The organism is Thioalkalivibrio thiocyanoxidans ARh2, from assembly GCF_000385215.1.
Classification (GTDB): domain Bacteria; phylum Pseudomonadota; class Gammaproteobacteria; order Ectothiorhodospirales; family Ectothiorhodospiraceae; genus Thioalkalivibrio; species Thioalkalivibrio thiocyanoxidans.
Window position 1 is genome coordinate 36,913 of record NZ_ARQK01000047.1, and the last position, 22,984, is coordinate 59,896.

The 22,984-nt window shown below is 67.2% G+C and carries 19 protein-coding genes, 1 tRNA gene and 1 other RNA gene; 17 read left to right on the forward strand and 4 right to left on the reverse strand.

Annotated features, from left to right (window positions below; all coding sequences use genetic code 11):
- The first annotated feature begins 26 nt into the window (after window positions 1–26).
- Window positions 27–386 carry a hypothetical protein gene (locus tag G372_RS0106040; RefSeq protein ID WP_019624903.1) on the forward strand — a complete coding sequence of 120 codons (360 nt, stop codon included), beginning with the start codon at window positions 27–29 and terminating at the stop codon, window positions 384–386.
- A gap of 50 nt (window positions 387–436) precedes the next feature.
- Here the strand turns inward: G372_RS0106040 and prmC are convergent, their stop codons facing one another.
- Genes prmC through hemA form a run of 3 tightly spaced genes read right to left on the reverse strand, consistent with a single transcriptional unit; the run spans window position 437 to window position 3,674 of the window.
- Window positions 437–1,294, reverse strand: a complete 858-nt coding sequence (prmC, locus tag G372_RS0106045) for a peptide chain release factor N(5)-glutamine methyltransferase (protein ID WP_019624904.1) — start codon at window positions 1,292–1,294, stop codon at window positions 437–439.
- Window positions 1,294–2,379 (reverse strand): peptide chain release factor 1, encoded by a 1,086-nt coding sequence (gene prfA / locus G372_RS0106050; protein WP_018137950.1) that lies wholly within the window; start codon window positions 2,377–2,379, stop codon window positions 1,294–1,296. Before prfA ends, prmC begins: the two co-directional genes overlap by 1 nt.
- Window positions 2,376–3,674 (reverse strand): glutamyl-tRNA reductase, encoded by a 1,299-nt coding sequence (gene hemA / locus G372_RS0106055; RefSeq protein WP_019624905.1) that lies wholly within the window; start codon window positions 3,672–3,674, stop codon window positions 2,376–2,378. The genes prfA and hemA overlap by 4 nt, the downstream gene beginning before the upstream one ends.
- Window positions 3,675–3,927: 253 nt before the next feature.
- Here hemA and G372_RS0106060 point away from each other — a divergent pair, with 253 nt between their 5' ends.
- From G372_RS0106060 to grxD, 10 genes are all read left to right on the forward strand, one after another.
- Window positions 3,928–5,661 (forward strand): tetratricopeptide repeat protein, encoded by a 1,734-nt coding sequence (locus tag G372_RS0106060; RefSeq protein WP_019624906.1) that lies wholly within the window; start codon window positions 3,928–3,930, stop codon window positions 5,659–5,661.
- A gap of 44 nt (window positions 5,662–5,705) precedes the next feature.
- Complete coding sequence (gene lolB / locus G372_RS0106065) at window positions 5,706–6,311, forward strand: lipoprotein insertase outer membrane protein LolB (RefSeq protein ID WP_018862997.1); 606 nt, start codon at window positions 5,706–5,708, stop codon at window positions 6,309–6,311.
- The gene (gene ispE / locus G372_RS0106070; RefSeq protein ID WP_019624907.1) at window positions 6,308–7,201 is read left to right on the forward strand and encodes a 4-(cytidine 5'-diphospho)-2-C-methyl-D-erythritol kinase; all 894 of its coding nucleotides are present in this window, start codon (window positions 6,308–6,310) and stop codon (window positions 7,199–7,201) included. The genes lolB and ispE overlap by 4 nt, the downstream gene beginning before the upstream one ends.
- A gap of 205 nt (window positions 7,202–7,406) precedes the next feature.
- Window positions 7,407–7,481: transfer RNA gene (locus G372_RS0106075), tRNA-Gln, on the forward strand.
- Window positions 7,482–7,514: 33 nt separating this feature from the next.
- Window positions 7,515–7,639, forward strand: a non-coding RNA gene (locus G372_RS13900) — RtT sRNA.
- 130 nt (window positions 7,640–7,769) lie between these two features.
- Window positions 7,770–8,726 carry a ribose-phosphate diphosphokinase gene (locus G372_RS0106080; protein WP_026278856.1) on the forward strand — a complete coding sequence of 319 codons (957 nt, stop codon included), beginning with the start codon at window positions 7,770–7,772 and terminating at the stop codon, window positions 8,724–8,726.
- Between the two features lie 106 nt (window positions 8,727–8,832).
- Window positions 8,833–9,534: a 50S ribosomal protein L25/general stress protein Ctc gene (locus G372_RS0106085; RefSeq protein ID WP_018862995.1), complete on the forward strand. Its 702-nt coding sequence runs from the start codon at window positions 8,833–8,835 to the stop codon at window positions 9,532–9,534.
- Between the two features lie 32 nt (window positions 9,535–9,566).
- Window positions 9,567–10,187 (forward strand): aminoacyl-tRNA hydrolase, encoded by a 621-nt coding sequence (pth, locus tag G372_RS0106090; RefSeq protein WP_018862994.1) that lies wholly within the window; start codon window positions 9,567–9,569, stop codon window positions 10,185–10,187.
- The gene (gene ychF, locus G372_RS0106095) at window positions 10,184–11,278 is read left to right on the forward strand and encodes a redox-regulated ATPase YchF (protein WP_019624910.1); all 1,095 of its coding nucleotides are present in this window, start codon (window positions 10,184–10,186) and stop codon (window positions 11,276–11,278) included. The genes pth and ychF overlap by 4 nt, the downstream gene beginning before the upstream one ends.
- 80 nt (window positions 11,279–11,358) lie before the next feature.
- A complete protein-coding gene (gene grxD / locus G372_RS0106100) occupies window positions 11,359–11,688 on the forward strand; it encodes a Grx4 family monothiol glutaredoxin (protein WP_019624911.1) in 330 nt (109 codons plus the stop codon).
- Between the two features lie 226 nt (window positions 11,689–11,914).
- On the opposite strand, the gene rnt is transcribed toward grxD, so the two are convergent.
- A complete protein-coding gene (rnt, locus tag G372_RS0106105) occupies window positions 11,915–12,601 on the reverse strand; it encodes a ribonuclease T (protein WP_018862992.1) in 687 nt (228 codons plus the stop codon).
- A 274-nt stretch (window positions 12,602–12,875) separates the two neighbouring features.
- Here rnt and aceE point away from each other — a divergent pair, with 274 nt between their 5' ends.
- Genes aceE through G372_RS0106135 form a run of 6 tightly spaced genes read left to right on the forward strand, consistent with a single transcriptional unit; the run spans window position 12,876 to window position 22,961 of the window.
- A complete protein-coding gene (gene aceE, locus G372_RS0106110; protein WP_019624912.1) occupies window positions 12,876–15,539 on the forward strand; it encodes a pyruvate dehydrogenase (acetyl-transferring), homodimeric type in 2,664 nt (887 codons plus the stop codon).
- Complete coding sequence (aceF, locus tag G372_RS0106115; RefSeq protein WP_081618850.1) at window positions 15,451–16,893, forward strand: dihydrolipoyllysine-residue acetyltransferase; 1,443 nt, start codon at window positions 15,451–15,453, stop codon at window positions 16,891–16,893. The genes aceE and aceF overlap by 89 nt, the downstream gene beginning before the upstream one ends.
- Before the next feature lie 19 nt (window positions 16,894–16,912).
- Entirely contained in the window at window positions 16,913–18,697 is a 1,785-nt protein-coding gene (gene lpdA, locus G372_RS0106120; protein WP_019624913.1) for a dihydrolipoyl dehydrogenase, read from the forward strand.
- A gap of 5 nt (window positions 18,698–18,702) precedes the next feature.
- A complete protein-coding gene (locus G372_RS0106125; protein ID WP_026340457.1) occupies window positions 18,703–19,677 on the forward strand; it encodes an OmpA family protein in 975 nt (324 codons plus the stop codon).
- 55 nt (window positions 19,678–19,732) lie between these two features.
- A complete protein-coding gene (locus G372_RS0106130) occupies window positions 19,733–20,956 on the forward strand; it encodes an argininosuccinate synthase (protein ID WP_019624915.1) in 1,224 nt (407 codons plus the stop codon).
- Between the two features lies 1 nt (window position 20,957).
- The gene (locus G372_RS0106135) at window positions 20,958–22,961 is read left to right on the forward strand and encodes a diguanylate cyclase (protein WP_026340458.1); all 2,004 of its coding nucleotides are present in this window, start codon (window positions 20,958–20,960) and stop codon (window positions 22,959–22,961) included.
- Window positions 22,962–22,984 lie beyond the last annotated feature (23 nt).

A 22,984-nucleotide genomic window follows, 5' to 3' on the forward strand; every position in this document is an offset into this window, starting at 1 on the left:
AGTTGCGCAGTCCAAGGAGGTACACGATGAAAGGCTTGATGATCGCCCTGGCGCCGGCGGCGTTGCTGGCGTTTGCCCTGGCAGCCCCGGTGCATGCAGCCCAGCCGGCCTCCGGCTTTGTGCACACCAGCGCCGCCGCATTCGACCCTGATGCGCTGCAACATGTTCATCACCGCCCGGGCCATTATGGCGGCCCGCCGCATGCCCGCAGCCATCCCGGCTATCGCGGCTACAAGCACTCCAAGCGCTCGTATAAACGTGGGCGGGGCCATCAGCATCGCCACTATCACAGCTACCAGGAGCACCATCATCACCATTACTACAGCCGCCCGCGGCATCGCTCGCCCAGCGGCTCGATGAACTTGCACCTGCATCTGCCGTTCTAGGCAGCATCCGCACCACACTGTTGGCCCCGGCGTTCGCGCCGGGGCTTTTTTTACGCGCGGGTGCCGATCGTGACGCGCTCGTGCCCGGCGGGGTCACAAAGGCTCCGCACCTCGCGATAACCCACCTGGGCCATGCGGGCCCGAACGTCGCGGGCCTGATCGAACCCGTGTTCCAGTAGCAGCGGGGCACCCGGGAGCAGGTGGGCGGGTGTGGTATCGATGATGGTGTACAGGTCGCCGAGCCCGCCTTCCGGCGCGGCCAGCGCCTCCCGTGGCTCGAAACGCAGGTCGCCGCGGTTCAGGTGGGGGTCGTCGGGGTCAATGTAGGGCGGGTTGCTGACGATCACGTCGAAGGCTTCGCCGGGCGTAAAAGGGGAGAGCCACGTCCCTTGCAGGAAGGTCACGTCGAGTCCCAGGGCGTCGGCGTTGGCGCGGGCCTGGCGCAGGGCGTCCGGGCTGCGGTCGGTGGCGACGGCCTCGATGGCCGGGCGTTCCGCCTTCAGCGCGAGGATGATCGCGCCGCTGCCGGTGCCCAGGTCCAGTACCCGAGGATGCGCGCGCTCGCAGGCGTCGATGGCCGCGATTGCCCGTTCCACCAGCAGTTCGGTCTCCGGGCGCGGAATCAGGCAGGCGGCGGAGACCTCGAGATCAAGGGTCCAGAAGGCACGCCGGCCGAGGATGTGGGCGATCGGCTCGCCCGCCTCGCGGCGCTGGCACAGGGCGTCGGCACGTTCGCGCTGCGACGCGGTGGGGGCGTCGAGCCCGCGGGCGATCAGGGTGCTGGTGTCGAGCCCGGTCGCCGCGCCAAGCAGCAGGCGGGCCTCGAGCCCCGGCTCTTCCAATCCGGCCGCCTGCAGGCGGCGGCGAAGTTCGCGCAGCAGGGCATCCAGCGTCGCGGGCGTTTCCATTACGCCTCCGCGAGGGTGGCGAGCTGTTCGGCCTGGTATTCGTGGATCAGCGGGTCGATCACCGGGTCGAGGTCGCCGGCCATCACCTGTTCCAGCTTGTAGAGGGTCAGGTTGATGCGGTGGTCGGTCACTCGGCCCTGCGGGAAGTTGTAGGTGCGGATGCGCTCGGAGCGGTCGCCGCTGCCGACCAGGCTCTTGCGCTCGGCGCTCTGCGCGGCGGCCTGCGCCTCGCGCTCGGCCTCGAACAGGCGGGCGGCGAGGTAGGTCATGGCCTTGGCGCGGTTCTTGTGCTGCGAGCGTTCTTCCTGGCACTCGACCACGATGCCGGTGGGCAGGTGGGTCAGGCGGATCGCGGAGTCGGTCTTGTTCACGTGCTGGCCGCCGGCCCCGGAGGCGCGGAAGGTGTCCACGCGCAGGTCGGCCGGGTTGATATCCGGCATCTCGACCTCGTCCAGCTCCGGCAGGATGGCGACGGTGGCCGCGGAGGTGTGGATGCGGCCCTGGGACTCGGTCTCCGGCACGCGCTGCACGCGGTGGGCGCCGGACTCGAACTTGAGTCGCGAGAAGGCGCCCTGGCCGGCCAGGCGCCCGATCACCTCGCGGTAGCCGCCGTGTTCGCCCTCGCTGGCGCTGAGGATCTCCAGCTTCCAGCCCTGTTGTTCGGCGTAGCGGGTATACATGCGCAGCAGGTCGCCGGCGAAGATCGCGGCCTCGTCGCCGCCGGTGCCGGCGCGGATCTCGAGGAACACGTTGGCGTTGTCGTGCGGGTCCTTCGGGATCAGGTGACGATGGAGCTCGGCCTCCAGCGCCTCGGCCTGTTCCTCCAGGGTCGCGATCTCGGCCTCGGCCATTTCGCGCAGTTCGGGGTCGTCCTCCGCGAGCATCGCGCGGGCCTCTTCCAGTGCGCCCTGGTTGTCGTGCCAGGCCTTCCAGGCCGCGGCGACCGGTTCCAGCTGGCTGTATTCCTGCGACAGGCGGCGCAGCTGGTCGGCGTCCTCGGCGGCGTCCGGCGTGGCCAGCAGCTGTGCGATCTCGGCATGGCGCTCGGCCAGGCCCTCGAGCTTGGTGCGGAACGAGGCCTTCACGAACGGGTGCCGGACTCGGGGTCGTGGCCGGGGTCGTCTTCCGGGCTGGGAAGCTGGAACAGCCGATGGGCGGCATTGAGCAGGCGCGCGTCGCCCTCGTGGGCGGCGGTGTTCAGTGACTTGCAGGGGGCGTGCATCAGCTTGTTGGTCAGGCTGTGGGCCAGCAGTTGCATGGCCTCTTCCGGCGACTTGCCGGCGCGCAGCATCGCCTCGGCCCTGGCCAGGGATTCGGCCTTGACGGTCTCGGCGCGCTGACGCAGCTGGCGGATGCTGTCCACGGAGTCACGGGCGCGCAGCCAGCGCATGAATTCGCTGGCGCGCTGGGTGATGATCTCCTCGGCCTGTGCGGCGGCGGCCTGGCGCGAGGCCATGTTCTCGTCGATCACTTCCTGGAGGTCATCCACCGTGTAGAGGTAGACGTCCTCGAGCTGGCCAACCTCGGGCTCGATGTCGCGCGGGACGGCGATGTCGACCATGAAGATCGGCTTGTGCCGGCGCTTGCGCAGGGCGCGTTCCACCGCCCCCTTGCCGAGGATCGGCAGCGGCGCGGCGGTCGACGAGATAACGATGTCGGCCTCGGCCAGACGATCCGGCAACTGGTTCAGGCTGATCGCCTGGGCATCGAAGCGTTCGGCCACGGCCTGGGCGCGCTCCTCGGTTCGGTTGGCCACGATCACCTGGCCGATCCCGTGGCCGGACAGGTGCTGCAGCGCCAGTTCGATCGTCTCCCCGGCGCCGATCACCAGCGCCGTCAGCGGCTTCAGGTCGCCAAAGATCTGGCGCGCCAGCGAGACCGCGGCAAAGGCCACCGAGACGGCGCTCTGCCCGATCGCGGTCTGGGTGCGCACGTCCTTCGCGGTGGCGAAGGCATGCTGGAACAGGCGCTCCAGCGAGCGGCCCAGCGTGCCGGCGTCGTGGGCATGCTGGTAGGCCGTCTTCATCTGCCCGAGGATCTGGGGCTCGCCGAGGACCAGCGAGTCCAGGCCGCTCGCCACGCGCAGGGTGTGGCGCACGGCGGAGCCATCGTGGTGCAGGTAGAGGTAGGGCCTGAGTTCGTCACGGTCGATGCCGTGGTAGCCGCCCAGCCAGTCCAGCACGCGGTGTTCCGACTGCTTGCCGCCCTCGCGGAAGTACACCTCGGTGCGGTTGCAGGTCGACAGGATCGCGGTTTCCGGCAACAGGACACCCGAGCGCAGCGAGTGCAGGGCCTCGCCGAGCTGGCTTTCATTCACCGACAGCCGTTCGCGGATCGCGACCGGAGCGGTCTTGTGGTTAATGCCAAGAGTGAACAGCATGCTGACGCTATTGTGCCGCAAATGGCCGGAAAAGGCCCCAAGACATACTCGTCCCCGGGGGAGAGGCGTGCCCCCAAAGGGTCAAGTACGTAGTGTACTGACCTGTGCCGTCCGTTACAGTGGTTCTCTGAATGCCGCGCGCAGTGCGGTTCGGAACCGTGGCGCTGGATGGGCGTCCCACTAGTGACGTATTCAAAGTGCACTCATCCGAGTTGCCCAGACATGTCAATGGAGTAATCCGATCGGACCCGAAATGATTCGTCCCCTGTTCGCGGCACTGGCCGCAGTATTGCTGGCGGGCTGTGCCCATATGCCCCTGGGTGCTTCGGAGAGCAACGCAGCGGAGACCAACGCCGCAGAGACCGACCGCCCCGCGATCCTCCCGATTATGCCGGCGCAGGACCCGGAAGCGGCATTGATGCTGGGTGTGCTGGTGGGCGAGATGGCCGTGCGCTCCGGGCAGTACGAGGAGGCCGCACGCTACTACGGTGCCGCAGCCCTGCTCAGCGACGACCCGGCAATCGCCGAACGGGCGACCCGCATTGCGTTGTTTGCCCAGGACCGCAACCAGGCCTTGCAGTCCTCCGAGCGCTGGCGCCAGCTGGCCCCGGAAAGCCTGGATGCCCTGCAGTTGTCCACAGTGCTGCGGCTGGACCTGGGCCAGCCTGATCCGGCCGCCCAGCAGATGGGCGAGGTCATCGACCTGCAGGCCGTGCAGGGCGGTGATCCTTATGCGGCGCTCGGGGCCGTAGTGGGGCAGACCCGCAACCGCGAGGCCGCGCTCGAGGCCCTGCGGAAGTTGACGGATCAGCGTCAGGACGATGTGGGCGTACATCGCGTGTATGCCGAGGCCGCACTGCGATTCGCCCCTGGCGAGCCGGCACTGGAGGCGGCTGCGCATGGCGTGGAGCGATTCCCGGAGGCTGTGCCGCTGCGGCTGCTGCATGCCCGAGCGCTGGACGAGGCGGGAGAGTCCGACGAGGCCCTGGAGGTGCTGCGCACGACGGTGGCTGATCACCCCGAGAGCCGCGAGGCCCGTTTTGGCTATGCCCGCATGCTGGCGGAGCACGATGATCGCGAAATGGCGCGCGAGGAGATGGATCGCCTGGTCGAGCAGGACCCGGAGGATGCGCAGCTGTTGCTGGCCCTGGCGCTGATGAACCTCGAGGCCGAGCAGCTGGGGCCGGCCCGGACCTATCTGGAGCGTCTTGATGCCCTGGGCGAGCGCGAGGGCGACGTCGCCTATTACCTCGGCCGGTTGCATGAACTGGAAGAGGACCCGGAGGGTGCACGCCAGGCCTACGAGCGGGTCGAGGGTGGCAATCACGCCGATGACGCTCGTCTGCGCGCGGCGCGCATGACGCTGGAGATCGAGGGCGATGCGGCCGCGCGCGAGCGTTTCGAGCAGATGCAGCAGGGCCCGGATGTCGAGCTGGCGCGACGCGCCTACCTCGGTGAGGCGAACCTGCTGCGCGAACAGGGGGAGTACGCCGCTGCGCGCGAGCGCCTCAATCGTGGGCTGGTGCAGTTCTCGGGGGATGCTCGGTTGCTGTATATGCGGGGGCTGATGCATGAGCGCGAGGACGACATCGAGGCCGCCGAGGCGGACTTCCGGACGATCCTGGATAACGATCCGGATAATGTCGCGGCGCTGAACGCCCTGGGCTACACGCTGGCAGACCGCACCGACCGCTACGAGGAGGCGCTGGACCTGATCGAGCGGGCCTACGCGCAGGAGCCCGACGACGCGGCGATCATCGACAGCTATGGCTGGGTGCTCTATCGCCTCGGGCGTCTCGACGAGGCCGAGGACTTCCTGCGTCGCGCCTACGATCTCTCCGACGATGGCGAGATCGCGAGCAACCTCGCCGTGGTGCTCTGGGAGCGCGGCGAGCGGGACGAGGCGCGCGCCATTCTGGAGGCGGCGCTGGAGCGCGAACCGGATCACGAGCGCCTGTTGCGGGTGCGTGACGAACTTCTCGAGTGATGTCGCCTGGATCCCCAGAGTCCCGCGCATCCTCGTGGGCGGGCATGACCCGCTGGGCATCGACCACGGTCGTCGCGCTGATACTCGTGGGCTGTGCCGCGCCGATGCCGCGCACCGACGACCCCGCCGCGCGGGAGGCCTTCGACGAGCGTGCCGAGGTCGTGAAGGCATTTGACGAGTGGCGCCTGGCGGCACGTCTGGGGCTTTCTACCGAGGTGGAATACTGGTCCGCGCAGCTGAACTGGCGCGTGCAGCAGGAGCGCCATGTCCTCGACCTATCCGGCCCGATGGGGCGTGGGGGTGGGCGCCTGACGCTGGCCCCGGACCAACCCGCGGTGCTGATCACGCGGGCCGGCGAGCATTACCAGGCCGAGGACCCCGATGCCCTGGTCGCCTACCTGGCGAACGAGTCGATCCCGGTTTCCGGCATGCGCTACTGGGTGCGGGGTTTGCTCGCGCCCGATGCCGAGTACGAGCTGGAGACGGACGAGGATGGCCTGCCCCTGCGTATCGAACAGTCCGGCTGGGTGATCGAGTTCGGCGAGTTCGAGGATGTTGACGGCGTGGCGCTTCCCGTACGTATGGACCTCGAGCGCGAGGGCGTGGAGCTGCGCGTGCGCATCGCGAACTGGCATTTGGCAACGCCATGAGCGGCCGTTTCGATGCGGCCTTTCTCGCTCCGGCCAAGATCAACCGGTTCTTGCATATCACGGGCCGCCGTGCCGATGGCTATCACGAGCTGCAAACCGTGTTTCAGTTTGTTGGCCTGGCGGATACGCTGCGCTTTGAACCGCTGGAGTGCGGTCGGATCGAAATGGCGGCCGGGGCCGTCGACGGGGACAACAACCTGTGCCTGCGGGCCGCGCGGGCGCTGGCGGATGCCAGCGGTGCACCCCTCGGCGTGCGGATACACCTCGACAAATGCATCCCGATCGGGGGCGGTCTGGGCGGAGGCAGTTCCGATGCCGCGACCACGCTGGTCGCCCTGAATCACCTGTTCGACCTCGGGCTGTCGGAGGATGAGCTGGCTGCGATCGGGTTGGGCCTGGGGGCGGATGTGCCGGTGTTTGTGCGCGGCCGGGCGGCCTGGGCCGAAGGCGTCGGGGATCGCCTGGTGCCGGTGGAGCCGGATATCGCCTGGTTGCTGCTGATGGACCCCGGGGTTTCGGTGGCCACCGGCTCCATGTTTGGCGCGGCGGAATTGACACGCGACTGTCCCGCCGAGACAATTTCGCCCGAAATCGATGCCGCGCGCTTTCGTAATGTCTTCGAGCCGCTGGTTCGCCAGCAGTATCCCGCTATTGGCGAGGCACTGGACTGGATGGGCGGGCAAACGGAGCGCGTGCGTTTGAGTGGCACCGGGGGCTGCATCTTTGGGATGTTCCCGAACGAGGCGGCCGCGCGCCAGGCGCAGACCGCACAGCCCCGTCCCTGGCGGAGCTGGGTGACGCCGCTGGCGAATGTTTCGCCCCTGCGGCAGTGGCTTCCGCGCAGCGCCGCCGAGGATGATGGTGCCGAGCAACGAGTAATTGGGCCGTAGCCAAGCGGTAAGGCAACGGGTTTTGATCCCGTCATGCGCAGGTTCGACCCGAGCGGCGCAGCCGCGAGAGCACGCCACCGCAGGTGGCGCCCGAAGGGTGGCGCGCAGCGCCATCATCCTGCCGGCCCGGATCGGCGGCAGCCGATCCGCCATCGGTTCCGGAAACGGAGCTTGGGCGGGGTCGGGGCAGGCAACAACGAGCAATTGGGCCGTAGCCAAGCGGTAAGGCAACGGGTTTTGATCCCGTCATGCGCAGGTTCGAATCCTGCCGGCCCAGCCATACAACGAGACCCGCGGCGCTTGCCGCCGCGGCACCGGCCAAAGGGCCGGCAGGATGAGAACCGGGTTCGACTTGAGCGGTGTGGCCGCGAGAGAACGCCGCCACTGGCGGCGGCCCGAAGGGCGGCACGCAGCGCCGTAATCCTGCCGGCCCAGCCATACAACGCGGGTGGTGATGCTGGATATCGCCACCGCGCCATACACCACAGGTCCCGGCGCCACGCCGGGGTCTATTTTGGAGCCAGGTGACCCGTTCACCCGCTCCGCACCACCCAGACCGGAAAAAACCGTGGTCGACAAGAGCCGAATGATGGTCTTCGCGGGGAACGCGAATCCCCGCCTGGCACAGAGCGTTGCCGAGCACCTGGGCCTGCCGATGGGCAAGGCGATTGTGGGGCGCTTCAGCGATGGCGAGGTGCAGGTCGAGATCCTCGAGAACGTACGCGGTCGCGACGTGTTTCTGATCCAGCCGACCGGGCAGCCGACCAACGAGAACATCATGGAGCTGGTGATTATGGTGGATGCGCTGCGCCGCGCCTCCGCCGGCCGCATCACCACCGTGATCCCCTATTTCGGCTATGCCCGTCAGGATCGTCGGGTGCGCTCGGCGCGGGTGCCGATTTCGGCCAAGGTGGTCGCGAACATGATCGAGGCGGTCGGTGCCGATCGTGTGCTGACCATCGATGTGCACGCGGACCAGGTGCAGGGCTTCTTCAACGTCCCGGTCGACAACATCTATGCCTCGCCGGTGCTGCTGGGCGACGTCTGGCGGCATGTCTCGGGCGACTTGACGGTGGTGTCGCCGGATGTCGGTGGCGTGGTGCGCGCCCGCGCGATTGCTAAGCGCCTGGACGACGCCGATCTCGCGATTATCGACAAGCGTCGGCCGCGCGCGAATGAATCCGAGGTGATGCATATCATCGGCGACGTGCGCGACAAGTCCTGCATCATCATCGACGACCTGGTGGATACCGCCGGCACGCTTTGTCAGGCGGCCAAGGCCCTGAAGGCGCACGGTGCGGCCTCGGTGAGTGCGTATGCCACGCACCCCGTGCTTTCTGGTGCGGCAATTGATAATATTAACGGTTCGGCGCTGGACGAGCTGGTCGTGACCGACACCCTGGCGCTGCAGCCGAATGCCCAGGCCTGTGCGAAGATCCGGCAGCTGTCGGTGGCGGAGATGCTGGCCGAGACGATTCGCCGGATCAACCGCGAGGAGTCGGTCAGCTCGCTGTTCGTGGACTGACGGTCCGGGCGCAGGGCGTTCTGGCGCCACGATTTCGGGGGATTGTCCCCCAGCCTCACGCCTCATCTGGTCGCGGATGGGGCGTGTTTATTTGGAGAGAGCAACGATGAGCATGAGTTTTACCATTGAAGCCGAGAAGCGGGACGAACAGGGATCGAGTGCGAGCCGCCGCCTGCGTCGCGCCGGCAGGCTGCCCGCCATCCTGTACGGGGGCGAGAATGACGCGCAGCCGATCACCCTCGACCACAACGCGATGGTGCACAACCTGAAGCATGATGCGTTCTACTCGCACATCCTGACGGTCAAGCTGGATGGCAAGAGCGAGAAGGCGATCCTGCGCGATGTGCAGCGCCACCCGTTCAAGCCGACCATCTATCACGTGGACCTGATGCGCGTGAGCGCGAATCAGCCGATCCGCGTCAGCGTGCCGCTGCACTTCCACAACGAGGAAGAGTGCAAGGGCGTGAAGCTGGGCGGCGGCATGATCAGCCGCATGCTGAACGACATCGAGGTCGAGTGCCTGCCGGGCGATCTGCCGGAGGCCATCGATATCGATGTGGTCGAGATGGACGTCGGTGACACCATCCACATCTCCGAGCTGAAACTGCCGAAGGGTGTGGAGAGTGTGGCCCTGATGCATGGCGAGGACTACGACTACGCCGTGGTCAGTGTCCTGCTCCCGCGTGCCGCGAAGACCGAAGAGGAAGAGGGCGAGGAAGTCGAAGCCGCCGAGGCCGAGGGTGCCGCGGACGAGGGTGGCGAAGAAGCCGCCTCCGGCGACGAAGGCGAGTCCGAGGACAAGGAATAAGCCTCACGGCCGTTCCTGTGCCTTTCTGACCCATGGCGATTCGTTTGATCGTCGGGCTGGGCAATCCGGGCCCGCGTTATGCCGAGACCCGGCATAACGCGGGCTTCTGGTTTGTGGATGCCCTGGCCCGCCGTCACTCCACCGAGTTTCGCAGCGAGAGCCGCTTCGATGGCGAGGCGGCGCGGCTGACCCTGCCCGAAGCCGACTGCTGGCTGCTCAAACCCATGAGCTTCATGAACAAGAGTGGCCTGTCGGTGCGCAAGTGTGCGGATTTCTACCGCATCCCGCCGGAGGAGATCCTGGTCGCGCATGACGAACTGGACCTGGAGCCCGGTGTGGCGCGCCTGAAGATGGGTGGCGGGCACGGCGGTCACAACGGTCTGCGCGACCTGCATCGCCACATGGGCGGGCCGAACTATGCGCGGCTGCGTCTCGGTATCGGCCACCCAGGGCACCGCGACGAGGTCGTCCCGTTCGTGCTGGACCGTCCCGGCAAGGATGATGCGCACGCCATCGAGGATGCCATCGATGCCGCGCTGGACCAGGTGCCGGCGCTGATCGCGGGACGCTGGGACGAGGCTGTACGCAATCTGCATGGCGGCGGGCCAAAGGCGCCCGGTCGCCAGAAATCCGAGGACGAGGAAGCCCGATGAGTCTGAAATGCGGGATCGTGGGTCTGCCGAATGTCGGCAAGTCCACCCTGTTCAATGCCCTGACCCGCGCGGAGATCGCCGCGGAGAACTACCCGTTCTGCACCATCGACCCGAACGTGGGCGTGGTGGAGGTGCCGGATCCGCGCCTGGCGCGGCTCACCGAGATCGTGAAGCCCGAGCGTACGCTGGCCACGACGGTGGAGTTCGTCGATATCGCGGGCCTGGTGGCGGGTGCCGCGCAGGGCGAGGGACTGGGCAATCAGTTCCTCGCCCACATCCGCGAGACCGATGCGATTGCCCAGGTGGTGCGCTGTTTCGAGGACGACGACATCGTGCACGTGGCCGGCAAGGTCGACCCGCTGGACGATATCGAGACCATCAGCACCGAGTTGATGCTGGCAGACCTCGAGACCACCAATAAGGCGCTGACTCGCCTGACGCGCGCGGCGAAGTCGCAGGACAAGACCGCGATTGCGCAACTGAAGGCGGCCGAGAAGGTGGCGGCCGGACTGGACCAGGGGATCCCGGCGCGGGCCCAGGATCTGGACGAGGACGAGCGTCGGCTACTCTATGATCTCCACCTTTTGACGATCAAGCCGCTGATGTACATTGCCAACGTCGACGAGGCCTCGCTGGCTGGCGGCAACGCGATGGTCGAGACCGTGCAGGCCAGGGCCGCCGAGGAGGGTGCCGAGGTGGTCAGCGTCTGCGCGGCCATCGAGGCCGAGATTGCCGTGCTGGACCCGGAGGAACGGGCCGAGTTCCTGGCGGACCTCGGGCTCGAGGAGCCGGGGCTGGACCGGGTGATCCGTACCGCCTACCGGCTGCTGGACCTGCAGACCTTCTTTACCGCCGGCGAAAAAGAAGTCCGCGCCTGGACCGTGCGTCGGGGTTCCACCGCGCCACAGGCCGCGGGGGTGATCCACACCGATTTCGAGCGCGGCTTCATTCGTGCCGAGGTGGTGGGCTATGACGACTTTGTCGCGAACAATGGCGAGCAGGGTGCGAAGGACGCCGGGAAATGGCGCCTCGAGGGCAAGGAATACGTCATGCACGAGGGCGACGTGGTACATTTCCGCTTCAATGTCTGAGCGCTATACTGGGAAATGAACTTGGGGCGGCGCGTGTAGCCGTCGCCCCGATCTGGCATCAAATTTCGGGAGTACTTTCGATGGACGTAATGGACCGCATCCGCCAGCAGGTGGAAGACAATCCGGTGGTGATCTTCATGAAGGGCACGCCGCAGTTTCCGATGTGCGGCTTCTCCAGCCGCGCGGTCGAGGCGCTCAAGCGCTGCGAGCAGGAATTCGCCTACGTGAACGTGATCGCCGACCAGGAGGTCATGCAGAACCTGCCGCGCTTCGCCGACTGGCCGACCTTCCCGCAGGTCTATGTGGATGGTGAGTTGATCGGTGGCTGCGACATCACCCTCGAGATGTTCGAGAGTGGTGATCTGAAGAAGGCGGTCGACGAGGCCCACGCCAAGCGCGCCGCGAGTTAGAACCCTTGGCGCGGCAGCCCGAGGGGCTGCCGCGCACCCCACGCCCGCCATCGCGAGGCCCCGCCCGGGGCCGTGGCGATCTCCTGATGTGACCACCTGATCCCGCTTCGTGCCCGCGCCGGGAGATTGCTTCACCCCTGCGGGGTTCGCAATGACGGGGCTGCGGTTGTGTCATCGAGAGCCGCGCAGGGGCGTGGCGATCTGCGGGTGTTACCCCGGGCCGGGGTCAGTGCCCCGGCGGCAGCTCTTCCGGTTCGGGCAGGCGCAGGGCGCTCTTCGGTACGCCGACCCCGTCCTGCCAGCGGTTTGCGATCTGACAGAAGATATCTGCGGTCTTCTCCGCATCGAACGCTGCGCTGTGGGCCGACTCGGCGTCCCAGCCCAATCCCGCGGCATCGGCCGCCCGCGCCAGAACCGTCTGGCCGAAGGCCAGGGCCGACAGCGACACGGTGTCCAGGCTGGAGAACGGGTGAAACGGATTGCGCTTGATCCCGCAGCGCTCCGCCGCAGTATGTACGAAGCCAAGGTCGAAATGGGCATTGTGGCCTACCAGGATCGCACGCTTGCAGTGGTTGATCTTTACCTCCCGCCGGACCTCGCTGAAAAGCCGTCCCATGGCCTGGTCTTCAGGATAAGCCGCGCGTAGCGGGTGGTATGGGTCGATCCCGTTGACCTCCAGCGACTTCGGGTCCATCTCGGATCCTTCATAGGGGCGTACATGCAGGCTCACGGTGCGGTCGCGCACCAGGTGATCGTTATGGTCGCGACGCAGGAACACGGCCGCGACCTGCAAAAGGGCATGTCGCCGACAATCGAAGCCTCCGGTCTCGACGTCCACCACAACGGGTAGAAAGCCGCGAAATCGGTTTGCCATGGGGCGGTGTTGCGGGTCCAGCTGGACGGGTTCGGCCATCGGTGTGCTCGGTCCTGAATGGGGGCGGCGGACGGTATTCGCGGGTGTTGGCGGCAAGAGGGCGGGCTTTCGTGATGTTTGCGGCTTTTCCCGCAGATTTTCCCGAAGATCGGCGCCATAGGCGGCTTTCGCTTGACCTGTTGGCGGCTCAGTCGGGATACTTGCGCCTTTTATGCCCGCCCAACACCGGCGCATGGTAGCAAATGCCCGCCTGCCCGGTGGCCTGGAGCCGTGATGGCATCCTGATTCCCAACCCGTTTTCAGGGGTAGACGCATGGACCCGAACGCGACCGAACACGATATCGACCCGCAGGAGACCCAGGAGTGGATTGATGCCCTGGCCTCCGTGCTGGAGACCGACGGCCCCGAACGGGCGCACGCCCTGCTGGAGCGCCTGGTCGACAAGGCGCGCCGCAGCGGGGCCTACCTCCCGTACTCGGCCAATACCGCCTACGTCAACACCATTCCCACGCACCTGGAACCCGAGTACCCGGGCGACGGCGCGGTGGAACACCGCATTCGTTCCTATATCCGCTGGAATGCGATGGCGATGGTGGTCAAGGCCAACCGCGTCTCGGCCGAACTCGGCGGGCATATCGCGACCTTCGCATCCGCCGCGACGCTGTATGACGTCGGGTTCAACCACTTCTGGCATGCCCCGTCGCACGATCACGGCGGCGACCTGCTGTTCGCCCAGGGGCACTCCTCGCCGGGCATCTACGCCCGCGCGTTCATGGAAGGCCGCCTGACCGAGGAGCAGCTGGATCACTTCCGCCGCGAGGTGGATGGCAAGGGGCTGTCCTCCTACCCGCACCCCTGGCTGATGCCGGACTTCTGGCAGTTCCCGACCGTGTCCATGGGCCTGGGCCCGATCATGAGCATCTACCAGGCGCGCTTCATGCGCTATCTGCAGGACCGGGGCCTGGCGCAGACCGAGAATCGCCGCGTCTGGAGCTTTGTCGGCGACGGCGAGGTGGACGAGCCGGAGACCCTGGGGGCGATTACCCTGGCCTCGCGCGAGAAGCTGGATAACCTGACCTGGGTGGTGAACTGCAACCTGCAGCGCCTGGACGGCCCGGTGCGCGGCAACGGCAAGATCGTGCAGGAGCTGGAGGCGATCTTCCGTGGCGCCGGCTGGAACGTGGTCAAGGTCCTGTGGGGCCGCTACTGGGATCCGCTGCTGGCGAAGGACACCGACGGGCTGCTGCAAAAACGCATGATGGAGGCGGTCGACGGCGACTATCAGAACTACAAGGCGCGTGATGGCGCCTATGTGCGCGAGCACTTCTTCGGCAAGTACCCCGAACTCAAGCGCATGGTGGCCAACATGTCCGACGAGGACATCTGGCGCCTGAACCGCGGCGGCCATGACCCGGTCAAGGTCTATGCGGCCTACAAGGCAGCGGCCGAGCACAAGGGCCAGCCGACCGTGATCCTCGCGCATACGGTGAAGGGCTACGGCATGGGCGCGGCGGGCGAGGCGCAGAACCGTACCCACAGCCAGAAGAAGATGGACGCGGACGACATGAAGCAGTTCCGCGACCGCTTCAACATCCCGCTGTCCGACGAGCAGGTGGAGAAGGCCGAGTACATCAAGCCGGACCCCGACTCTGAAGAAATGAAGTACATGCACGAGCGGCGCAAGGCGCTGGGCGGCTACCTGCCGGTGCGCCGCCCGCTGGCCACCCCGCTGGAGATCCCGGAGCTGGATGCCTTCAACGGCCTGCTGGAGTCCTCCGGCGAGCGCGAGATGTCCACCACCATGGCCTTCGTGCGCATGCTGACCCTGCTCGCGCGCGACAAGAAGATCGGCAAGAACATCGTCCCGATCGTGCCCGACGAGGCGCGTACCTTCGGCATGGAGGGCCTGTTCCGCCAGCTGGGGATCTACTCCTCGGTCGGCCAGCTCTACGAGCCGCAGGACAAGGACCAGGTGATGTATTACAAGGAGGACAAGAAGGGCCAGATCCTCGAGGAGGGGATCAACGAGGCCGGTTCCATGTCCTCCTGGATCGCCGCCGCCACGTCCTATTCCACCCATGGCGTCGCGATGGTGCCGTTCTACATCTTCTACTCGATGTTCGGCTTCCAGCGCGTCGGCGACCTGATCTGGGCCGCCGGCGACATGCGCGCCCGCGGTTTCCTGATGGGGGCGACCGCCGGGCGCACCACGCTGGCCGGCGAGGGCCTGCAGCACGACGACGGCCACAGCCTGATGATGGCCGCCAACGTGCCCAACTGCATCGCCTACGACCCGACGTTTGCCTTTGAGCTGGCGGTGATCGTGCAGGACGGCATGCGCCGCATGTATGCGGAGCAGGAGAGTGTCTTCTACTACATCACCGTGATGAACGAGAACTACCCGCAGCCGGCCATGCCGAAGGGTGCCGAGGAAGGCATCCGCCGCGGCCTGTACCGGCTGCAGGCCGGCGGGCGCAAGAAAAAGAAGGTGCGTCTGCTGGGCTCCGGCACCATCCTGCGCGAGGCCATGGAGGCCGCCGAACTGCTGGACAAGGACTTCGGCGTGGCCGCCGAGGTCTGGAGTGCCACCAGCTTCAACGAGCTGGCCCGCGACGGTCGCGATGTCGAGCGCCACGCGCGCCTGCACCCGGCGGCCAGGCCGCGCAAGTCCTGGGTGGAGGAATGCCTGGGTGGCTCGGATGCCCCGGTGGTCGCCGCGACCGACTACGTCAAGGCCTACGCCGATCAGATCCGCGCCTTCGTGCCGGCCGAGTATCGCGTGCTGGGGACCGACGGCTTTGGTCGCTCGGACACCCGTGCGGCGCTGCGCCGGCACTTCGAGGTCGATCGTTACCACATCGCGGTCACGGCCCTGAAGGCCCTGGCCGATAACGGGACCGTCGAGGTCAAGACCGTCTCCGACGCGATCAAGAAGTACAAGATCGACGTCGAACGGCCCAACCCCTTGCAGGCCTGAGGCCGCCGGTACCGAGGCAGGAGCAGACATGAGCAACACGACTACCGTGCACGTGCCGGACATCGGTGATTTCAAGGATGTCGAGATCATCGAGGTGATCGTCAGCCCCGGGGATACCGTTTCCCCCGAGGACCCGCTGATCACGCTGGAGTCCGACAAGGCCTCCATCGAGATCCCGGCCCCGCAGGGCGGCACCGTGAAGGCGCTGAAGGTGAAGGCCGGCGACCGCGTCAGCGAGGGCGACCCGATCCTGGAACTGGAGCCCTCCGACGAGGGTGGCGGCGAGGAGGCCTCTGGCAAGGAAGACGCGTCGAAAGAGGAGACATCGTCTCCCTCGGACGCGCAGGCCGAGCCGGCCCCCGAGGACGAGAAGCCGCAGCCGTCCCCGGCACCGAAGGCCGCTGACCGGGCCGATCCGCGCCCGTCGCCCACCGAACACATCCGCGACGAATCGGCCTTCCGCAAGGCTCATGCCTCGCCGGTGGTGCGCAAGTTCGCGCGCGAACTGGGCGTGGACTTGACCAAGGTCGAGGGCTCCGGGCGCAAGGGCCGTATCCTGCGCGAGGACGTGCAGGGCTTCGTCAAGCGTGCGCTGAGCCAGGGCGCCGGTGGTGGTCTGGGAATCGAGCCGATGCCGGAGATCGACTTCTCCGAGTTCGGCCCGATCGAGACCCAGCCGCTGTCGAAGATCAACAAGCTCACCGGCAAGAACCTGCATCGCAACTGGGTCAGCGTCCCGCACGTGACCCAGTTCGACGAGGCGGATATCACCGAGCTCGAGGACTTCCGCAAGTCGCTGAAGGCCGAGTACGAGAAGAAGGGCGTGAAGGTCACCTTCCTGCCGTTCCTGATGAAGGCGGTGGTCTCCGCGCTCAAGCAGTACCCGCGCTTCAATGCCTCGCTGGATGCGACCGGCGAGAACCTGATCCTGAAGCAGTACTACAACCTCGGCATCGCGGTGGACACGCCGGACGGCCTGGTCGTCCCGGTGGTGCGCGATGTGGATCGCAAGAGCCTGGTCGACATCGCCTCCGAACTGATGGACCTGTCTCAGCGCGCCCGCGACAAGAAGCTCAAGCCCGCGGACATGCAGGGCGGCTGCCTGACCATCTCCAGCCTCGGCGGGATCGGCGGGACCCAGTTCACCCCGATCGTGAATGCCCCCGAGGTGGCGATCCTGGGCGTGTCGCGTTCCAGCATGAAGCCGGTCTGGAACGGCCAGGAGTTCGAGCCGCGCCTGATCCTGCCGCTGGCGCTGTCGTACGATCACCGGGTGATCGACGGCGCCCTGGGTGCCCGCTTCGCCACCACGCTGAGCGCGCTGCTGTCCGACATGCGCCGCATGCTTCTGTAATCGCAACCGGAGTGACTGGATGAGCCAGACGAAGACCATCGAGGTCCCGGACATCGGGGATTTCAAGGACGTCGAGATCATCGAGGTCCTGGTACAGCCGGGCAGCGAGATCGCGCCGGAGGATCCGCTGATCACGCTGGAGTCCGACAAGGCGACTATCGACGTGCCCGCCCCCGAGGCCGGCACGGTCAAGAAGATGCACGTGAAGGTCGGGGACAAGGTATCCAAGGGCAGCAAGCTCCTGGACCTCGAAGCCAGTGGCGATGCCGCGGGTGGCGAGGATGCGGGGGCAGCCGGCGGTGACGCCAAGGCCGAATCCGCGCAACCGGAATCGGCCGCCTCGAGCGAGTCGAAGCAGGCGGCGCCCAAGGCCGCCGCCGATCCGAATACCGACAGCCAGTGCCAGGTGCTGGTGCTGGGCTCCGGCCCCGGTGGCTACACCGCCGCCTTCCGCGCCGCGGATCTGGGGCTGGACGTGGTAATGGTCGAGCGCTACCCGCAGATCGGCGGGGTCTGCCTGAACGTCGGATGTATCCCGTCCAAGGCGCTGCTGCACGCCGGCGAGGTCCTGCACGAGGCCGAGCGCTTTGCCGCGCTGGGCATCAAGTTCGGCGAGCCGGAGATCGATCTCGACGGCCTGCGCGGCTACAAGGGCAACGCGGTCAAGAAGCTGACCGGTGGCCTGAAGCAGCTGTGCAAGCAGCGCAAGGTGCGCGTGGTGCAGGGCACGGGCGAGTTCGTCGGCGCCAACAGCATCGCCGTGGAAGGTGACGACGGCCGCGAGGTGATCGGCTTCGAGCATGCGATCATCGCGGTCGGTTCGCAGGCGATCAAGCTGCCCGGCTTCCCCTGGGACGACGAGCGGGTGATGGACTCGACCGATGCCCTCGATCTCGCCGAGATCCCCGAGCGCATGCTGGTGGTCGGCGGCGGCATTATCGGCCTGGAAATGGCCTGCGTGTACGAGTCACTGGGCAGCAAGGTCACGGTGGTCGAGCTGTCCGATACCCTGATGCCGGGCGCGGACCGCGACATCGTCCGCCCGTTCGAGAAGCGCGCGAAGAAGCGCTTCGAGAATATCTTCCTCAAGAGCAAGGTCGCCGAAGCCAAGGCCACCAAGGCCGGGATCGTCTGCCAGTTCCAGGGCGAGGCGAAGGGCCTGCCGGAAGAGGACACCTTCGACCGCGTGCTGGTCGCCGTGGGGCGCAGCCCGAACGGCGCCAAGATCAACGCGGAGGCGGCGGGTGTGCAGGTCAGCGAGCGCGGCTTCATCGAGGTCGACAGCCAGCAGCGCACCAACGTCGAGCACATCTTCGCCATCGGCGACGTGGTCGGCCAGCCGATGCTGGCACACAAGGCGACCCACGAGGGCAAGGTCGCGGCCGAGGTGATCGCCGGGCACAAGGTGCACTTCGACGCCCGCGCGATCCCGTCGGTGGCCTACACCCATCCGGAGGTCGCCTGGATGGGCGTGACCGAGGAACAGGCGAAGGCCGACGGCATCGAGTACACCAAGGGCGTGTTCCCCTGGGCCGCCTCCGGCCGGGCGATCGCGCTGGGCGCCGAGGACGGCATGACCAAGCTGCTGTTCGACGCCGATGGCCGGGTGATCGGCGCGGGCCTGGTCGGGCCCTCCGCCGGTGATCTGATCGGCGAGGCGATGCTGGCGCTGGAGATGGGAGCGGAGATGGAAGACATCGGTCTGACCGTGCATCCGCACCCGACCCTCAGCGAGACGGTGGCCTTCGCCGCCGAGGTCGCGCACGGTTCAATCACCGATATCCTGCCGCCCAAGAAGCGCTAGTTCCCGTGTCGGTACTGCGCCACCTTCCTCTCCTGTTCGCCGGGGGGCTGTGGCTGGCGTACGGAGTCGCTCAGGCAGGGGTGATGCCTCACCGCGAGTCGCTGGAACGCAGCGACTGGCAGGTGATCGAGCTGGACGATGCCTGCCGCATCGAGCAGGGCGTTCGTCACGGCGGGACGCTGCGCTTCGAGACCCGGCCGGGGCTGGCCCTTCGCGCCTTCTGGCGTGCCCCCTACGCGATGCCCGAGGATGCCTCCGCGCGGCTGCGCACCGGGGCCCCGGAGTGGCTGGGGGCGAGTCCGAAGTCGCCCCTGGATCTGGAGTTGCGTGCCGAGCGGCCGGATCGCTTCCGGGTGCCGGATGCGCAGGTTCAGGCGCTCAAGGCCCGCCTTCTGGTGGGGCATGACGTGCGCGTCGATTTCCCCGGTGCCGAGGACGCGGTGCATTTTCGTGGCATTCGTTTTGCCCAGCGCGCCGAGGCCTTCGAGGCCTGCTACACCGGTGCCGAGGGCCCGGATGTCGGGGCGCTGGATCGCTGGTCGGTGTATTTCGCAACTGGCAGCCGCGAGCTGGATTCCAGGGGGCGCGCGACGGTGGCCCGCGCGGCCGATACCCTGCGTACGGTGGAACGGCCGCGGGTGCGCCTGGTTGGGCTGACCGACGCCGAGGGCCCGCGCGGGCTGAACGAGCGCCTGAGCCGCCAGCGTGCGGAGGCAGTGCGCGCGGCGCTGATCAAGGCGGGCGTGCCGGAAGATGGATTGACGGTCGAGGCCGGCGGCGTTGACCCGGAGGCGGACGGCGAGCGCGAGGGGTCGCGCCGAGTGGACATCTGGTGGCTGGGCGGGACGGATGCCGCAGCCGAGCCATCCTCCGGTGCGGAAACGGCTGACGAGACCGGCCCCGAGGAGTTGCCGCCGGCCGAACCGCTGGCGGTGCCCGACTCGACCGTCGGCGTCCCCGACTCCGCGGGCTGGCAGTGAAGCCCGTCACAAAACCGACTATAACTCTCAAGACGAAACAAGGATTGGCATTCCCATGAGTTCGAAGATTTCCCGTGTCGTGCTGGCCTATTCCGGTGGCCTGGATACCTCCGTGATCCTCAAGTGGCTGGAGGACCAGTACGGCTGCGAGGTGATCACCTTCACCGCCGACCTGGGCCAGGGCGAGGAGGTCGAGCCGGCCCGCGCCAAGGCCGAGGCCCTGGGCGTCAAGCAGATCTACATCGAGGACCTGCGCGAGACCTTCGTGCGCGACTACGTGTTCCCGATGTTCCGCGCGAACACCATCTACGAGGGCGAGTACCTGCTGGGTACCTCGATCGCAAGGCCGCTGATTGCGCGTCGCATGGTGGAGATCGCCGAGGAGACCGGGGCCGACGCGATTGCCCACGGGGCGACCGGCAAGGGCAACGACCAGGTGCGCTTCGAGCTCGGTGCCTATGCGCTGAAGCCGGGCATCCAGGTCATCGCGCCCTGGCGCGAGTGGGACCTGAACTCGCGCGAGCGCCTGATGGCCTACGCCGAGCAGCACAACATCCCGGTGGACTATGCCAAGAAGGGCACGAAGTCGCCGTACTCGATGGATGCCAACCTGCTGCATATCTCCTACGAGGGCGGCCCGCTGGAAGATCCGTGGACCGAGGCCGAGGAGGACATGTGGCGCTGGTCGGTCTCGCCGGAGGCGGCGCCGGATGAGTCCGAGACGCTGATCATCGGTTTCGAGCAGGGCGATCCGGTCTCGATCAACGGTGAGCGCATGAGCGCCGCGGAGTTGCTCGCGAAGCTCAACGAGCGTGGCGGGGCCCACGGCGTGGGTCGTCTGGATATCGTCGAGAACCGCTATGTCGGCATGAAGTCGCGTGGCTGCTACGAGACCCCGGGCGGCACCATCCTGCTCAAGGCGCGCCGGGCGCTGGAGTCGATCACCCTGGATCGCGAGGCCGCGCACCTGAAGGACGAGCTGATGCCGCGCTACGCCAGCCTGATCTACAACGGCTACTGGTGGAGCCCCGAGCGGCGCATGCTGCAGGCCGCGATCGACGATACCCAGGGCGTGGTCAACGGCGAGGTGCGCCTGCGCCTGTACAAGGGCAACGTGATCGTCGCCGGTCGTCGTTCCGAAGACACCCTGTTCGACGACGCGATCGCCACCTTCGAGGATGATGCCGGTGCCTACGACCAGAAGGATGCCGAGGGCTTCATCCGCCTGAATGCGCTACGCCTGCGCATTGCCGCCAGCCGCAACCGGAAGCCCACATGAGATGAGCCCGCGCGCGGATGTCCGCCGGTCACTTGGGGGCCTGTTGCAGGCAAGCAGGGCCAGCCTTGGCGGCGTGCTTCTATTGTGGTGCCTGGTGTCTGGTGCGCTGCTGGCGGCCCCGGTGGGGGCCGAACCCCAGTCGGCCGAGCGCGAACTGGTGTTCGGGGTGCTGGCGCATCGCGGCGCGGACGTGGCGCGCGAGCAGTGGACGCCGTTCGCCGAGTACCTGGAGCAGGCCCTGGACGGCATTCAGGTGCGCCTGGTGCCGGTCGATAACGATTCCCTGCAGGCCGGGGCCGCCGAGGACCGCTTCGACCTGGTGCTGACCAATTCCGGCTCCTACGTGATGCTGGAGCAACGGCACGGCATCTCCCGTATCGCGACCATGCTCCCGGCCGAGGTCGGACGCGAGGAAGACCGCTTTGGGGCCGTGGTCGTCGCGCACGAGGATCGCACGGACCTGGTCGAGCTCGGCGACCTGGAAGGGCAGCGGATCTCCGCGGTGCACCCGGATGCCTTCGGCGGCTGGTGGATGGCCTGGCGCGAACTGCAGGCGTCCGGACTGGACATCGAGAGGGATCTGGAGGGCGTGGCGTTCACCGGCTTCCCGGTTTCCAGGGGCGTGGACCGGGTGCTGGCGGGCGATGTGGATGCTGCGACCTTCCGGACCGGCATCCTTGAGGACCTGCGCGAACAGGGTGACCCGCGGGTCGACCAGTTGCGCCTGGTGGGCGAGCGGGCCGTGCCTGGCTTCCCCTATCGGACCTCCACGCGTCTGTACCCGGAGTGGCCGCTGGCGATGCGCGGGGACCTCGACGCCGAAATCGCCCAGGCTGTTCTGCGTACCATTCTGGAGCTGGATGTCGAGCACCCGGTGAGCCAGGCGGCCGGGATTGCGGGCTGGGCCGCGCCGCGCTCCTACGAGGACGTGCATGGCCTGATGTACGAACTGGGTGTCGGGCTCTATGCGCCGGAGCCGTTTGCACTGTGGCGGTTGGCGCGTGACAACCTGGTGGTGTTGCTGGCCGTGCTTGTGGCGGGTGTCGCACTCATTCTGTTGTACGTACTGCGGGTGCATTCCCGCATGCGTACCGCGGGTCACAACTTGCGTCGGGCGATGGGCGCGATCCCGAACGCGGTGATTACCCTGGATGCCCGCGGTGGGGTCGCCTACATGAATCCCGCGGCCGAGGAGATGGCGGGACTGCGCCGCTTGCAGGTATTGGGCTGCAGCCTCGAGCAGGTACTGGATCTGCGGGAGATGGGTACGGATCGTCCGCTGGGTGCGGACCGGTCCGAGCCCTTGGCCGCGGACTCGGAGGACTCGACCGAGGCTCGCCTGGTGACCCCGGACGGGCAGGAGCGGATCGTGCGCATTGACCGTACATCGCTGGATCCAGTGGCGGGGAGCTCGGTGCGCACGTTGCTGGTGCTGACCGATATCTCCGAGGAACGCGAGCTGGTGGACCGGTTGGTGCATGAAGCGAGTCACGATCCGCTAACCGGTTTGTTGAACCGGCGCGCATTCGAGCGCGAGATGCAGCGCGCGATGGACAATGCGCGGGAATACTCATCGGTGGCGAGTCTGCTGCTGGTGGATCTGGACTATTTCAAGGCGGTGAATGACCGCCATGGCCACCGGGTGGGCGACGAGCTGCTGCGACGGGTGGCGACGATCCTGCGCCAACTGACGCGTTCCCGTGATGCCGTCGCCCGAATCGGTGGGGACGAGTTCGCGGTGATCGCCTACGACACGGATGCCGAACAGGGCCAGGTCCTGGGGCGGCGCATTTGCAGCGCCCTGGGTGATCGGCCGTTGCAGGTGGAGGCGAGGGACGTCACCATTGGGGCCTCGGTGGGCGTGGTCCAGCTAGGGGCGGGCCTGCCGGACGTGGAGGCGGCCTTTGTGGCCGCCGATCGGGCCTGCTATGCCGCCAAGAGTGAGGGTCGCGGCCAGGTCGGCGTGGCTCGCAAGGCGGATATTCATCCCATCACCGGTTCCTGACGCCCAGCGTCGGGCGCGGGAAA

Coding starts and splice junctions, on each gene's coding strand:
- hemA (WP_019624905.1), bottom strand. CDS start 3,674: ATGCTGTTCACTCTTGGCATTAACCACAAGACCGCTCCGGTCGCGATC.
- rnt (WP_018862992.1), bottom strand. CDS start 12,601: ATGGCCGAACCCGTCCAGCTGGACCCGCAACACCGCCCCATGGCAAAC.
- G372_RS0106060 (WP_019624906.1), top strand. CDS start 3,928: ATGATTCGTCCCCTGTTCGCGGCACTGGCCGCAGTATTGCTGGCGGGC.
- G372_RS0106085 (WP_018862995.1), top strand. CDS start 8,833: ATGAGCATGAGTTTTACCATTGAAGCCGAGAAGCGGGACGAACAGGGA.
- aceE (WP_019624912.1), top strand. CDS start 12,876: ATGGACCCGAACGCGACCGAACACGATATCGACCCGCAGGAGACCCAG.
- lpdA (WP_019624913.1), top strand. CDS start 16,913: ATGAGCCAGACGAAGACCATCGAGGTCCCGGACATCGGGGATTTCAAG.
- pth (WP_018862994.1), top strand. CDS start 9,567: ATGGCGATTCGTTTGATCGTCGGGCTGGGCAATCCGGGCCCGCGTTAT.
- G372_RS0106135 (WP_026340458.1), top strand. CDS start 20,958: ATGAGCCCGCGCGCGGATGTCCGCCGGTCACTTGGGGGCCTGTTGCAG.
- grxD (WP_019624911.1), top strand. CDS start 11,359: ATGGACGTAATGGACCGCATCCGCCAGCAGGTGGAAGACAATCCGGTG.
- prmC (WP_019624904.1), bottom strand. CDS start 1,294: ATGGAAACGCCCGCGACGCTGGATGCCCTGCTGCGCGAACTTCGCCGC.
- lolB (WP_018862997.1), top strand. CDS start 5,706: ATGACCCGCTGGGCATCGACCACGGTCGTCGCGCTGATACTCGTGGGC.
- G372_RS0106040 (WP_019624903.1), top strand. CDS start 27: ATGAAAGGCTTGATGATCGCCCTGGCGCCGGCGGCGTTGCTGGCGTTT.
- ychF (WP_019624910.1), top strand. CDS start 10,184: ATGAGTCTGAAATGCGGGATCGTGGGTCTGCCGAATGTCGGCAAGTCC.
- ispE (WP_019624907.1), top strand. CDS start 6,308: ATGAGCGGCCGTTTCGATGCGGCCTTTCTCGCTCCGGCCAAGATCAAC.
- G372_RS0106130 (WP_019624915.1), top strand. CDS start 19,733: ATGAGTTCGAAGATTTCCCGTGTCGTGCTGGCCTATTCCGGTGGCCTG.